This is a genomic window from Micromonospora carbonacea (genome assembly GCF_014205165.1).
GTDB classification, from domain to species: Bacteria; Actinomycetota; Actinomycetes; order Mycobacteriales; family Micromonosporaceae; genus Micromonospora; species Micromonospora carbonacea.
The window spans coordinates 7,392,693-7,406,795 of sequence record NZ_JACHMZ010000001.1 but is presented as its reverse complement, the minus strand read 5'-3'; the positions used below and the strand labels follow the sequence as shown (position 1 = coordinate 7,406,795).

At 75.2% G+C, this 14,103-nt stretch carries 10 protein-coding genes; 2 read left to right on the top strand and 8 right to left on the bottom strand.

Annotated elements, in window-relative coordinates:
- Positions 1-45: 45 nt before the first annotated feature.
- The gene (locus HDA31_RS31240; RefSeq protein ID WP_178066789.1) at positions 46-783 is read right to left on the bottom strand and encodes a hypothetical protein; all 738 of its coding nucleotides are present in this window, start codon (positions 781-783) and stop codon (positions 46-48) included.
- Between the two features lie 151 nt (positions 784-934).
- Positions 935-1,108 carry a putative ATP-grasp target RiPP gene (locus HDA31_RS31235; protein ID WP_178066790.1) on the bottom strand — a complete coding sequence of 58 codons (174 nt, stop codon included), beginning with the start codon at positions 1,106-1,108 and terminating at the stop codon, positions 935-937.
- A 235-nt stretch (positions 1,109-1,343) separates the two neighbouring features.
- On the opposite strand from HDA31_RS31235, the gene HDA31_RS31230 reads away from it, so the two are divergent.
- Both HDA31_RS31230 and HDA31_RS31225 read left to right on the top strand, forming a co-directional pair.
- Positions 1,344-1,964: a helix-turn-helix domain-containing protein gene (locus HDA31_RS31230; protein WP_178066791.1), complete on the top strand. Its 621-nt coding sequence runs from the start codon at positions 1,344-1,346 to the stop codon at positions 1,962-1,964.
- Positions 1,965-2,095: 131 nt separating this feature from the next.
- Positions 2,096-3,595 (top strand): FAD-dependent monooxygenase, encoded by a 1,500-nt coding sequence (locus HDA31_RS31225; protein WP_178066792.1) that lies wholly within the window; start codon positions 2,096-2,098, stop codon positions 3,593-3,595.
- Positions 3,596-3,650: 55 nt separating this feature from the next.
- Here the strand turns inward: HDA31_RS31225 and HDA31_RS31220 are convergent, their stop codons facing one another.
- The 6 genes from HDA31_RS31220 to HDA31_RS31195 form a co-directional block, all read right to left on the bottom strand.
- Positions 3,651-5,009 (bottom strand): cytochrome P450, encoded by a 1,359-nt coding sequence (locus tag HDA31_RS31220; RefSeq protein WP_178066793.1) that lies wholly within the window; start codon positions 5,007-5,009, stop codon positions 3,651-3,653.
- A gap of 95 nt (positions 5,010-5,104) precedes the next feature.
- Positions 5,105-6,127 carry a terpene synthase family protein gene (locus tag HDA31_RS31215; protein ID WP_178066794.1) on the bottom strand — a complete coding sequence of 341 codons (1,023 nt, stop codon included), beginning with the start codon at positions 6,125-6,127 and terminating at the stop codon, positions 5,105-5,107.
- Positions 6,124-8,853, bottom strand: a complete 2,730-nt coding sequence (locus HDA31_RS31210) for a cytochrome P450 (RefSeq protein WP_246384731.1) — start codon at positions 8,851-8,853, stop codon at positions 6,124-6,126. The genes HDA31_RS31215 and HDA31_RS31210 overlap by 4 nt, the downstream gene beginning before the upstream one ends.
- Positions 8,854-9,119: 266 nt before the next feature.
- A complete protein-coding gene (locus HDA31_RS31205; RefSeq protein ID WP_178066796.1) occupies positions 9,120-10,652 on the bottom strand; it encodes a hypothetical protein in 1,533 nt (510 codons plus the stop codon).
- 52 nt (positions 10,653-10,704) lie between these two features.
- Positions 10,705-11,142: a hypothetical protein gene (locus tag HDA31_RS31200; RefSeq protein ID WP_178066797.1), complete on the bottom strand. Its 438-nt coding sequence runs from the start codon at positions 11,140-11,142 to the stop codon at positions 10,705-10,707.
- 60 nt (positions 11,143-11,202) lie between these two features.
- The gene (locus HDA31_RS31195; RefSeq protein WP_178066798.1) at positions 11,203-14,076 is read right to left on the bottom strand and encodes a CHAT domain-containing tetratricopeptide repeat protein; all 2,874 of its coding nucleotides are present in this window, start codon (positions 14,074-14,076) and stop codon (positions 11,203-11,205) included.
- Positions 14,077-14,103 lie beyond the last annotated feature (27 nt).

Below are 14,103 nucleotides of genomic sequence, written 5' to 3'. Positions count from 1 at the left end.
CCGCGATGGCGTCGCCGTCGCAGGTGGGGCGGGGCACCGCCCTGGTCAGGCGACCACGGCCACCCCCGACTGGGACTCGCCGAACTCCCAGCCCGCCAGCAGCTTGCGTCGACCGTCGAGGGCCGAGGTGCCGGTCGGCCACTCGTTCGCGCCCAGGTAGCGGGCCCCCGCCGCCCGCGACGAGAACGGCTCCAGGCAGTGCAGGCTCAGGTGGTCACGCAGCTCCGGCGGCTCGACCGCGGCCAGCGCCTCCGCCCAGCCCGGCTCGACCCGCCGCCACCCCTCGTCGCCGAACGGGACCAGCGCCGGCAGGCGGTGCGTGAACGTCGCCATCCGCATGGCGTCGTGAAGGGTGCCGTCCGTGGCCAGGCGCAGCAGCGGCGAGATGCGGTAGCTCAGCCGCCCCGCCGACTCGGCCGTCAGGTCGACGCCGTGGCGGGCGAGCAGCACGCCCAGGTCGGCGCCGCCGACGAGCAGGTCGGGGTCGGCCGCCCGCGCGTCGGCGAGGAACGCCGCCGGCAGCACGTCTTCGGCCCACTCGATCGCAAACAGCGAGCCGGCCAGGTCGAACTCCCAGGCCAGGTCCGCGTGGTCGTCGTCGAGGAAGCAGGCGTCGACGTCCGGCAGCGCGACCGGGGCGGACGACGCGAGGGCTGCCGGCGTGAGCCAGGAGGCCGGGAGCAGGAACTCGTCGAGGGTGTCGCCGCCGTAGTAGGCGTCGTAGGAGCCGGCGGGAGAGTCGGACCGCCCGAGCAGGGCGGCGAACGCGAGCGTCAGGTCCACGCCACGCAGTCTGCACCCGGGGTACGACTCCGGCGCGGCGGCCACCTGCCGGCCCGGACCACCCGGGCGGCGGGCGGACCGACACCTCCGCCGACCCCGGTCCGCCGCCACCGGTCGGCCCCGGACAGGGCGGGCCGGTGGCGGCGACTGATCAGAAGTCGCTGTCGGTGTCGTTCCGGCCCCCGTTGGGGATGTCGTCGATGGTCTTCGACGAACCGCCGGCGTCCCGCCTCGGCAGGCCGCCCAGCATCCGGGCGAGCTGCTCGTCGGCCAGCTCCACGCCGTCGGCCGGGATGGTGTCGATCCGCACGGTCCTACGCCTCATGTCGTACCCCTTCTCACCCTGACTGACCGTCCGGCCGCACGGCCGGACGCCTAGCAGTGTGTGCCGTCGGGTGCCGCGTACGGACCGGGGTTCTCCCTGGTCCGGGACCCCAGTCTTGGCCGGCGGCCGGGCGGCTCCCGACCAGGGGACGCGCCGGGCGGGTGCCGCACCCGGCGACCACTCTTTGCGTGACACGCATTTTTGCGTTCCACGCAACTAATGCTAGGGTGGTCGCATGACAGGGCTGCGGGAGCGCAAGAAGGCCGAGACGCGGGCGGCGCTCGGCTGGGCAGCTATCCGCCTCACCGCCGAGCGCGGCTACGACAACGTCCGCGTCGAGGACATCGCCGAGGCGGCCGGCGTTTCCCCGCGCACCTTCAACAACTACTTCTCCAGCAAGGCGGAGGCGATCGCCTCCCGCCACCTCGACCGCAGCCTGCGCACCGCCGCCGCGCTACGCGAACGCCCCGCCGACGAGCCGCTCTGGGCGGCGCTCACCGCGGCGGCGCTGGAACAGTTCACGCCCGGCCCCGAGGTCGAGGCGATGCCGTCCCCCGCCCATGCGCAGTGGGTGGCCGGCGTGCGGACCATGCTCGCCGAGCCCGCGCTCCAGGGCGAGCGGCTGCGCGCCGCCGCGATCGCCGAGGCCGGGCTGGCCGCCGCCGTCGCCGAGCGCACCGGCACCGACCTCACCACCGACATGTACCCACGGCTCGTCGCGGCCGCCGCCAGCGCCGCCGTCGCCGTCGCCATGCAGCACTACCTCGACAGCGCCGACCCGCCCACCCCGATCGAGCGCCTCATCACCGACGCCTTCACCCAGGTCGCCGCCGGCCTCCCGACGCCGCCCCGCTGAAGCCCGGCCCGCCCGAGCCACAGTTCCACCCCGTCAAACCCACGCCTCAGCCGCGTCACAGCTCCGCGGCGGGCCGGCACTGCGCCGCGCCCGTCGTGGCGACGACGCGCACCCCCGAAGGGACCACGATCATGATCGACGTCCTCATCGCCGGAGCCGGCCCCAACGGCCTCATGCTCGCCTGCGAACTGGCCCTCGCCGGCCTCCGCCCCGTCGTCCTCGAACGCCGTGACACGCTCGGGGGCGAGCCCCGCGCCAACGGCCTCGTCGGCCAGGTCGTCCGCCTGCTCGACCGGCGTGGCCTCTACACCCGGCTCAGCGGCGGGAACACCCCGCCGGCTCCGCAGCCGGCCTTCACCTTCGGCGCGTTCCCGCTGGACCTCACGGTGCTCGCCGACAACCCGCACTACGTGCTCGGCGTGCCGCAGGCCCAGCTCCAGGCCACCCTGGCCGCCCGGGCCGCCGAGCTCGGGGTCGAACTGCGCCACGGCCACGACGTCGTCGACCTCCGCCAACGGCCCGACGCGGTCGAGGTCCACCTCGCCGACGGTACGCAGCTCACCGCCCGGTTCCTCGTCGGCGCCGACGGCGGCCGCAGCACGGTGCGCCGTCTCGTCGGCATCGACTTCCCCGGCGTCACCGACGACCGGTCGACCTCCCGCACCGCGACCGTGGCCGTCCCCGCGTCCTTCCTCGACCCCGCGACCGGCGGCCTGCGTGTCCCCGGGTACGGCGTCGTGCCGCCGTTCCAGCACACCCGCACCCCGCGCGGCCTGATCGCCTGGGCCCCGTTCCCCGGCCGCCCGGCGCTCCTGACCACGACGGAGTGGCCCGACGCGCCGACGGACGACGAGACCCCGATGGACCTGGCGGAGCTGCGCGCCAGCGTCGCCCGGGTGCTCGGCGCGGACGTCCCCTTCGGCCCTGCCGAGGGCCCCGGCCTGCTGCGGCGGCTGACCGGTCGCAACACCCGGATCGCCGCCCGCTACCGCGCCGACCGGGTGCTCCTGCTCGGCGACGCCGCGCACGTGCACCCCGCCATCGGCGGTCCCGGCCTCAACCTGGGCCTCCAGGACGCCGTCAACCTGGGCTGGAAGCTCGCCGCCACGGTCCTCGGCTGGGCACCGCCGGGCCTGCTCGACACGTACGAGACCGAGCGTCGACCCGTCGCCGAGCGGGTCGTCATGTCCACCCAGGCGCAGTCGGCGCTCACCGGCCCCGGCGACGAGATCACCGGCCTGCGGCAACTCTTCGCCGAGCTGCTCCGCATGCCGGAGGTGACCGGGCACATCGCGGCGTTGATGTCCGGCGCGGACACCCGCTACCCCGCCGACCCGGCCGACCCGTTGGCTGGCCGCTACGCCCCCGACGTGGTCGTGCACGGCGCGCACGGGCCGACCCGCCTCGCCGAGCTGACCCACGCCGCCCGGCCGCTGCTGCTGGACTCCACGGGGGCCCACGCGGAGACCGCCGCCGGGTGGCGCGACCGGGTCGACGTGGTCGCCGGCCCGCTGGAGGGCACGACCGCGACCGCGCTGCTCGTGCGCCCCGACTGCTTCGTCGCCTGGTCCGCCGGCGACACCGACACGCTGCGCGCCGCGCTCGCCCGGCACTTCGGCCCGCCACGATGACCATCGCCGTCCGGGTCGCCCGCGAAGAGGCTCTGCGGCAGGCCCGCGCCGACCGTCACCACGGCTTCCGCGGCTGCACGACCATCGGCAGGCGCTCAAGATGAACGATGCTGCTCACCACCGTCCTCGCCCGGAAGCCGTCGGGCAACGCGAGGCGGCATCCGCCCACGATCGCGGCGAGGGTGGTCTTCATCTGGTTCCAGGCGAACCTGTCGCCGAGGCACTGCCGGTTGCCCAGGCTGAAGGGCACGAACGCCCGCCGCATGGCCGGGGTCGCCGCCCCGTCGAGCCACCGACGCGGGTCGAACCGCAACGGGTCGGGGAACACGGCGGGGTCCCGGTGCATGGCCGCCGGACTGTAGATCACCTCACCGCCCGCCGGGATGTCGACGCCCCCGACGGTCACGGGACGGACGGCCCGCCGCATCAGCATCCACAACGGATGGTGGAGGCGGAGGGCCTCGTGGACCACGGCGTCGGTGAGGCGCAGCCGGGGCAGGTCGTCGACCTCGATGACGCGCCCCTGCGCGCCGCCGACCTCGGCGACCTCCCGCTCCAGCCCGTCGCGCAGCTCGGGATTCCGGGCGACCTCGTACAACGCCCAGGCGAGCACGGTGGCCGGGGTCTCGATCGCGGAGATCAACAGGGTCATGACGTGGTCCCGGATCTCGGTGTCCGACATCGTGACCCCGGTCCGGGCGTCCCGGGCGCGGACGAGCATCGACACGAAGTCGCCGAGGTCCCCGTGGATCTCGCGGTGGGCCGCCACGAGCCGGTCGCACGCGCCGCGCACCCGGGCGCAGGCGGCGTCGTAGCGGCGGTTCACCGGGACGGGCACGCGGGCGAAGACGTCGGGCATGAGGGTACGCACGCCGAGCCCCCGTACGAGAGTGGGCAGTTCGTCGCGGGCGGCCTGGACCACCTGCCGGGCCTGCGGCGCGCGAAACATCGTCCGGCCGATGATCTCGCTGTGCAGATCGTGCATCGCGCGCTCGATGTTGACGGTGCCGTGGGTCGGCCAGGCGGCGACCTGCTCCCGGGTCACGTCGTGGATGACCGCGGTGTACCGCCCGACCTCGGCGGAGCCGAAGGCCGGCTGCACCATGCGACGCTGCCGGTGGTGTTCGGCGCCCTCCGCGGTGTACAGCCCCTCGCCGACGTACGGCCGGGCCTTGTCGAAGATGCGGCCCCGGTCGAAGTGCCTGCCCTGCTCCACCAGGACGGCGTGCACCAACTCCGGCGCGTTGAGCACCAGGAACCGGCGGGCGCCGAATCGGACCCAGCACGCGTCACCGACCGCCCGCAGGCCCGTGACGTAGCCGAGGCGGTCACGTCGCAGCAGCGACAGGGAGTGCCCGAGCAGCGGCAGCCGGCCGGGAGCGTCGGGGGCCTCGCGGGACAACGGCATGGCCATGGGGGTCCAATCGTCGGCGGGTGTGGTGTGCCACGCGCTCGTCCACGACCGGTGGACGCGTCGCGTGGGGACCGGCGGTCCGGCTCGCGGCCCGCCTACGTGTCGGGGAGGAGGTCCTCGACGTAGGGGGCGACCCGGCCCGCGCCGGGAGAACCGGCGTCGGCGAAGCGGATGGTGTCGGTGCGGTCCCAGGTCTCCATGCTCGCGGCCCAGGACTGCTGGTCCCGCACGCAACGCAGGACGGCCCCCTGGTCCGCTGCGGGGACGCCCAGCTCGTCCATCGCCGCCGGAAGGCTCCTGGTCGCGGCGAGGAGTTCGGCCACCCGGCCGGCGACACGGGCCGCGACCGCGTCGACGGCCCGCTGCGTGCCGAGCCCCAGGTGACGGTCCAGGACCGTGACGAGGTTCATCGGGTCACCCCTCTCCATGTGCCACGAGTGGATGTCGTTGACCCAGCACATGACGTCCGCGGTGCCGAGCACCAACGTCTGGTACTGCGGCGAGAGGTAGAGCCGCTCCGGCACCTCGGCGCCCTCCACCAGCTCCACGAGATCGAGGGTGGGCAGCACGGTCGACGCGTCCCGCCGCAGCAGGACGTACTCGTCCGGGCCGGGCACGGTGCCGCCGGTGCGGTGGGCGTTCTCCCGCAGGTGGCCGTCGAGCCACCGTTCGAGGTGCCGCCGGAACCGGGCGACCCAGTGGCCGGGACGGCCCGGCAGCGAGCGGCGCAGGAGGTCGCGCAGCGCGACCACGAGGGGATGGCGGTCGTGTGCCGTGGGCCGGACGTCGCCGCCGACGATCCGCCGCATGCTGGCCACGAGTTCCTCGTACCGGTCGGCCCGGCCGGTGGCGCACGCGACGTTCTGCTGGTCGTCGGTGACGAAGAAGAGGCTGTTCCAGTCGGTGACCAGGGACAGCCCGTCGAACGGGGCGTACGGGCAGAGCGTCGACATGAGCCGGCCGTAGCCCAGCGCGCGGAACGCGGCGACCGCCTCCGGCGAGCGCAGCAGGCCACAGCGGCGCGCCCACGACTCCGTCGACTCCTGCGCCCGGCCCGACCAGGGATGGACGGCCCGCGCGAAGGGCAGGCTCAGGTCCGCGGCGCGGTAGGTGTTCATCGCGGCCCGGCCGGGGTGGGCCGTTCGCCGCCGCCCCGCAGGTGGACGGTCATCGGCAGCTCACTGGGGCGCACGAGGGCGCTGGCGACCTCACGCACGGCTGCGCCCGGCACCGGTCGCAGCGTCCAGCGACTGAAGATCACCGCCGTGATCATGACGAGTTCGGAGATCGCGAACTGCCGGCCGATGCACTGGAAGGAGCCGGCCGCGAACGGGATGTAGGCCCCCTTGGGGACCTGCCGCGCGTTCGCCGGGAGCCACCTGTCCGGATCGAACCGGGCCGGGTCGGGAAACCAGCGGTCGTCGTGGTGCAGCAGGTACGGGCTGTAGACGAGTTCCGCGCCGGGCGGGATGATCGACCGGCCCACCCTGGCCGTGGTCACCGTGCGGCGGGAGAAGAGCAGGGGCGTGTGCAGCCGCAGCACCTCGTCGACGACCCGGCCGGTGTACTCCAGCGCGGGCAGGTCGTCGTGCTCCGGCGTCCGGCCGCCGAGCACCTCGTCGAGTTCGGCGCAGACCCGGCCGGTGACCTCGGCGCTGCGTCCGATCTCGTACAGCAGCCAGGCCAGCGTCGCTCCGGGGGCCTCCACGCCGGTCAACGCCAGCGTCGCCACCTGGGCGTGCACCTCCTGGTCGGACAGGCCGACGCCGCCCTCGTCACGTGTCATGAGCAGCGCGGAGAGCACATCGCCCCGGTCCTCGCCGGCCTGGCGGTAGGCGGTGACGACCTGGCCGACGGCCCGGTTCATCCGGGCCATCGCACGCCGGAACCGGATGTTGCCGAAGGTGGGTACCCGCTCCCACTCCGCAGGCAGCACGATGCGCTGGAGCAGACCGTGGGTGAGCATCCGCATGCCGTGCTTGACGGCCTCGGCGGTCTCGGCGTCCGGGGTGAACCTGAACAGGCTCCGGGTGAGCGCGGCCAGCGCCAGGTCGTCCATGACCTCGTCGGCGGCAAGCTCCTGGCCGTCACGCCAGGCCGCGGTCGTCTCCTCGGCCACGGTCCGCATGATCGACGAGTATCCGGCGAGGCGTTCCCGGCTGAACACGGGCTGGAGCAGCCGGCGCAGCCGGCGGTGCTCGACGCCGGACGCCGTCGCGATCCCCTGGCCGAGCCCGGGCTCCAGCCGGTCGAAACAGATCCCGCGCTCGAAGTCGACGTCCCCCGGCACCAGCACGTCGCGTACGGCGTCGGGGTGGGTGACGACGTAGACGGGGAGCCGGCCGAAGCGCACCCGGACGACGTCCCCGTGCCTGGCCAGGCCGGGCAGGAAGCCCAGCGGTTGCCGGAGCATGGGCACGATGTGGCCGAGTAGCGGCCAGGCTCCGGGCGCCTCCGGGACGTCCTGCGGTGGCGGGGGGTGCTGCGCGCCGACGGGCGTGCCACCGTTGCCGACCATCGTGGTCGCGTCCACCCGGACCGGTGCGGCGCCGTCCCGCAGCAGCCCCTCCCCCGCGTTCTCGACCAGCTCACAGCCGTTCACCCGCCCCGACGATCCGGCGGTGAACCAGACCCCCGGCCCGCCGCTGTGGTGCACCCGGCTGCGCAGCAGGGTCAGGTGCGCCCCGGGCTGCACCAGGATGCCGGCGCCGTGGGCGGCGCCGACGTCCGACCCGGTCACCGTCGCCGCGCCGTCGAGCTGCAACCCGAGTCCGCAGTCCCGCACCGTCGACTGGTCCACGGTGAGCGTCGCCCCGGCTTCGACCAGGAACCCACCGGCCACGCACCGCTGCACCCGGGTCCCGTGGACCACGGGCCGGGCCTGATCGAGCAGTTGCACGCCGTACTCGCCGGCCCCCTCCACCACGCAGTCCTCGATCAGCGGCGCGGCCGACCCGCCGACCACGATCCCGGCGGGCCCGCCGCGCACGGTCAACCGGCGCAGCACCCCCGTCGCCTCGCCCTGGAACAACAGTGCCCCACCCGGCCCGCCGGCGACCTCGCCCCCGTCGATCAGCGGCGCGGCCGAGCCGGTGACCACGACGGCAGCCGCCCCGGCGTCGACGATCGTGCCGTCGGCGAAGGTGCCGGTGGCCTGCTCGCTCAGCAGCAGGCCGTAGCCGGCGGCACCACGCACCGCGCAGCGACGGAACAGCGGGTCGGCGGTCCCGGAGACGACGATCGCGTGCCCACCGACCGCGCGGATCTCGCAGTCCTCCAGCGTGCCCCGTCCGCCGCCGGTCGACAGCACGCCCACGCCGCGGAGATCGACGAGGGCACAGCCGCGCAGGACCGGGTCCGCGCCGTCGGCGATCACCACCCCGTTGTGCGCGCCCCGGACCGTGGTGGCGCTGACCGTGCCGCCACCGCCGCGCTCGAACCGGAAACCGTCGCCGCCCGGGTTGCCCACCTGGCAGTCGCGCAGGTCCACCTGCCCACCCGGCACGTGGACCGCGGCGGAGCCCCGGCCGGTGATCGCGCACCCGGTCGCCCGCAGCGTGCCGCCCCCGACCTGCACCGCCGGTCGGGTGGCGGAACCGCCGCGCACCGTGAGCCCGCGAAGCGTCGGCTCTCCCCCGCCGACCAGGACCGCCACCCCGTCCCCACCGTCGATGGTCACCGTTCCCGGGCCGTCCTCGGCCACCACCGTGACGTCTCCGGTGAGGCGCACCTGCTCCCGGTACGTGCCCGGCCGAACAACGATCGTGGCGGTGCGGCCGGCCGCCGCCAGCGCCGCCGAGATGCTCGGCAGGCACCCCGGCTCGGTCTCGGAGACCGACAGCATGTTGGTCACGCTCGTCCATCCTCGTCAGCGGTGGGGCACCGGCACCTGCCGGCACGCGGCAGGGGCGCTCCGCGTCGGCCCGTACGGTGGCGGCCCGGCGGTGTCCGGGCGCACGACGCCGTCCCTCCCGCTCGGGCCACCCATGCGGTCGGACCGGACACCCCTGACGACGGCTGCGGTCGCGGATCCTTCAAACGTCCCGGTCGGAACACGCCCGCCGCCGGTGCGCGACGGTCACCGGGCCCGTGCGCACCGACCCCCGTCGATCAACAGCCGAGCCGGGCCCGGACCTCGGCCAGGACGGCGGCGTGCACCGGGTGCATCGCCTGCTGCTCGGACTCCGAGGGCAGGTCACCGGCGGCGGCCCGGCGCAGGGCCGCCACGAGTGGCACCATGTCCGGCACGCCGGCCAGCCCGGCGAGGGTCGCCTCGACGGCCGCCCGGTCCCCCTCCCCTCGGGTGGCCGCCGCGACCACCACGGCGATCTCGTCCTCCAGGTCGGCCACCAGCCGGTCGAACGCGAACAGCTCGGTCAACGGGATGGCGTACGCCGCCCGCACCGCCGCGGCCAGCCGGTCGGTCGCACCGTCCGGCGTGCCGATCACCCGGGTGACCAGGTGCCCGAACCGCACGCCGGGCACACGTTCGATCTCGGCCACGAGCATCGGCAGGGTGACCGCGAGCCGGGTGCCGTCCGCCTGGTAGAGGTGCGGCGCGGCGTGGCGGACCGTCAGGGCGGCCGTGTCCCGGTCGCCGACGCGCGCGCAGATGAGCGCCGCCGCGAGCAGGTGGGCCGCCTCCCCGGCCGGCTCGCCCTCCTGGCCGAGCCGCTGGCCGAGCACGACGTGCTGCCGCGCGACCAGCCTCGGGTCGAGGCCGCCACCGGACAACCGCCGGTACGCCTCGGCCAGCGCCTCCGCGGCCTTCGTCGTCCCGCCGGCCAGCGTCGCGTCGTACGACGCGACCTCGACCGCCAGCGCCGGATCGTCCCCGCGCAGCAGCGGCCGGATCTCGTCGAGCTGCGAGCGCGCCTCCGCCGGCCGCCCGAGGCCGATCAGGCACCTGACCCGGTCCAGCCGGAGCTCCGCCAGCTCGGCGGCGTCCGCCCCGCGCAGCTCCGCGCTGGCCGCCCGGTCCTCGTGGAAGCCCAGCGCCAGCTCCCAGCGCCCCAGGGCCAGGGCGGCCTGCTGGCCGAGCGTGAGCAGGTTCTCCCGCACGACCGACGGGTTGGCCGGATCCGCCGGGGTGGGCAGGTCCGGCTCCCCCCGCAGCTGCGGCCGCAGCGGTTCCAACGCCGCGAGGACCTCCTCCGGGCGTCCCAGGTCCGCGACGAGTTGCAGCCGGCGGCCGAGGTTGAACCGCTGCCGCCACGGCCCGAATCCGACCCGCCGTTCGTGTGCGATGGCGTCGTCCGCGTACCGCAGGGCGGCCGTGAACTCCTGCCGCGCGCGAAGCAGCCCGCTGAGCTCGGCTGCGCGCGTACCGGCCCGCAGCCGGTCCCCCTCGTCGGTCGCCGCCCGCAGATCCGCCTCGGTCAACGCGAACCGCTCGGCCTCCGTGGCGGCCCCGGTCACCTTTGTGTGCCAGGCGATCGCCGCGAGCGCCCGGCGGACCACGGCGGCGTCGGCCGGGTTCAGGCCGCTGACGAGGGCGCTCTCGTCGTGTTGGCCGGCGATGATCCGCCGGAACGCGTCGGGCAGCCCCCACCCGCCGGCCCCCTTCTCCGGCGACTGGACCGTCAGCGCCATCGGGCGGGTCGCGCGCTCCTCGCCGGCCGCCGCCGCGGCGATCAGCGGCATCCGGCTCTCCCACCGCATCAGGTAGCCGGTGGCGTCGTACCCGGCCGAAGCGCTAGACGTACGCCTGCTGGAAGGCGCGGCAGAAGCCCTCTTCGGTCACCATGCCGTTGCCGCCACCACCGACGGAGTAGCCCTGCTGCGACAGGGTCCGGATCGGATCGAGCACCTCCCTCATGAAGTGCCGGGTCCACTCGCTGACCTCCTGTCTGTCGTGCAGGGAGAGCGGGGCCAGGATGGCCAGGCTTCCGCCGGGCCACTTGAGCGCGCCCCAGAAGACGCGGTAGAGCCCCACGCGGCTCACGATCAGGCCGTCGGCTCTGACCTCGTGGTCCTCGGCGAGGCGGGGCGCGACCGTCACCAGGTCGCCGACGATCCGCCCGAGATCGCCGGAGCCCTGCACGGTGATCACGAGGCCGACCGCCCCGACGATGCGGTGCAGGGTCTCCACGGGCGTGCCCTTGGCCTGCTGCGACAGTTCGAGTGGAAACATGGGGTGGTCCTCCGTGGTCTAGTCGGCATCCGTGCCCGTGCTGCCCGGTGCCCGGTCGGTTTACCCGGGTCCTTCCTCTTCCGGGTGGCGGCTCAGCAGCGGGATCAGCGACACCGCTCCCCGGCGCAGGGGAAGGGTCGTCGCCCCGGTGACGGCGACGATCTCCTCGGCGCGGGCGACGGCGTCGACCAGCGTGGGCGGCCAGCCGCAGTCGATCCACGGTGGCGCATCGCAGGGCGCCTCGTCGGCGGCCGACGAGGCCGCCCAGGGCACGACCGGCCCGGCGGAGAGGGTCATCGACGGTAGCGGCTCGACGAACGGCGAGTCCCGGTCGGCCTCCTCCTGACTCGCCGGAGTCAGGGGCGTCGGAGACAGGGGCGTCGGCGCGACGCGGCGCAGCGTGCCGGCGATTCGCAGCGACTCGACGAGCTCGGCGAACTGCCGGTCGCGGCCACCGAGCCGAGCCGTCTCCAGGACCTCGTCGTTGGCGTGGTCGAGGGCGGCGCGCCATGCCGCCCGCTCGCTGACGTGCGCCAGCCGCCACGACATCGACTGCATCGCCGCCCACGCGCCGGCCAGCAGATCGAACCTCCGGTCGCTGTCACCCGGATGGGTCAGCCCCTCGTTGAACGCGGCCTGGGCGTAGGCCAGCCACTGCCCCGTCCTGCGGTAGTGCTCCTGTGCCTGCCGGAAGTTCGACCGGGCTGCGCGCACGTCGCCCCGGTGGCGGGCGACGGTCCCCAGGCCGAGCCTGGCGTCGGCCGCCTCGTGCTCGTTGCCGACCGTGTGGAAGTGCTCCAGCGCGCGGGTGTACCTGAGCTGTGCCTCCGGCAGGTCGCCCGCGCGGAACGCGACGAGCCCCAGGTTGTGGTTGGCGCGGGCGGCCCGCTCCGCCGACGGTTCGTCGCTCTGCCAGTGCCGCAGGGCGGAGAGCAGGTGGGCGCGGGCGCGCTCGAAGGACTTCGCCCCGGCCAGCGCCAACCCGGTGTTCTGGTCGAGTTCGGCGAGCTTGCCGCCCAGTTCGCTCTCGTCACACGTCTCCCGGTAGAGGGCCCCTGCCTGGTCGAGGTGTCCGAGGGCGACGTGCGGGCGGCCGAGTTCGATCAGGACGGCGCCCAGGTTCACCAGCGTGTCCGCCGCGTGCCGCCGGAAGTCACCCCTGAGCAGGGCTTCGGCGGCGGCCCGGTACTGCTCCGCGGCGACGTCGAGCTCCCCGCGCTGGAACGACACGTTGCCCAGGTTCTGCCCGACGACGGCCACCTGCCGATCGAGGTCGAGGTCCCGGTACAGCGGCAGCGCCGTCCGGTACCGGTCGGCGGCCTCCTCCAGGTCGCCCAGGAAGTAGGCCGTGTTGCCGACGTTGGTCGTGGCGTCGGCGACGCCCTTCAGGTCGCCGCAGGCGGTGAAGGCGGCGAGGGCGGCGAGGTAGTGCTCGCGCGCCTCCTGCCAGTCGGCGCGGCCGAACGCCGCCACGCCGGCCGCCAGGCTGGTCTTCGCGACCTCGGCGGCGTCGCCGGCGGGCGGCACCCGGGGGGCGTCGTGACGTGGCGACCCGGGCGCCGGCCGCCGCGTGACGGGCTGGTCCTCGGCCCCCGGGATCGCGCTGACCGCAGCGTCGGGAACGTCGTACGTGACCAACGCCGACCACACCAGCGGTGCGTGCAGGCGGCGGGCGGCGTCGCTGCGCGCGGAACGCCAGCAGGCGAGCCGGTCGCGTTGCCACTCGCCGATGGCCCCGACGGGATCGGTCGTGCCCAGCGCCGCGTCGACGGCCAGGGCGAGCGCGGTCGTGGCCGAGCCGATCGGCGCCCCGCCGGCCACCAGGCGCTCCGAACCGTCGCTCGGCAGGCTCCAGCGGGTCGCGACCACGGTACGCGCGCCCGCGTTCAACGCCGCGAGGGTGAGGCCGATCTGCTCGGTGTAGCCGGCGTCGTCGGACTGGCAGGCGACGAAGCCCACCCGACGGGGGGCGGGCCACCGGGTGGGATCCCTGAGCCACTGCCCGGCGGTGAGCCGTGAGTCCCCGGTCTCCCCGTCGCCGGCCAGCTCCAGCCCGGCCGAGGTCGGCATCGCCGGGTCCGTGGCCGAGGCGTGGCCGACGAACACCAGGCGGGACCACTCCTGCGACTGGAGGGCGGCGGACAGTTCCGCGGGCGAGCAGCCGCCCGCCGCGCCCGCGCCGAGCAGCGCGTCGCCGTCGCCGGTGCGGCTGCGCCACGCCTCGGGCACCCCGTCGGGGTAGATGCGCCCGCCCCCGGTGCGGCTCCCGGCCGCGGTGGGGTCGACGACCCGTACGGCCCGGCCGCCCCCGGCCCGGGACGCCGGTCTGGCCAGGTTGACCAGCATCGCCGGGCTGACCCCACCGAGCACGGTGGCGCGCTCGACGAGACGGACGTCGTGGTCGTCGTCGACGACGAGAAGCTCCCACGGCACGCCCGACAGGCCGGGACCGGGGGCCACGACGAGCGTCGTGTCGGCTGCGTGCGCCGTCCTGAGCCGGTCGCGGAGTTCCTGCGGCAGCAGGATGCCGCCCAACTCGCGGAACAGCGCGAGGTTGCCGGCCGGGTCGACCATCGCGCCGGTCCAGGCGCGGCGTGCGGCGGCACCGAGCACCGCGGCCCGGTCACCGAGCAGCTCGATGCGGGTCGCGATGGCGGACGCCGTCGAGGCGGGGTCGTCGCCCCGGGGAAGCGTGTCGGCGATGCGGCGGTCGACGTCGACGAGGGCCGCCCGTTCCGTCGCGACGAGGCCCGGGAGCGCGGCCGCCAGAGCGGCCAGGGGCTCGGTCAGCCGGTCGAGCTCGATGGAGCCCACGGCCAGGGGGTCGGCGCGGTCGGGCAGGCGCACGTCCGCGCTGAGCCACCAGTGGGCGTGCCTGGCGGTCTGCCAGAAACCGAGCCACCACACGCTCCCGGATTCGGGGCCACCCCCCACCCGGTCCTCCCTACGATCACGGTGCGC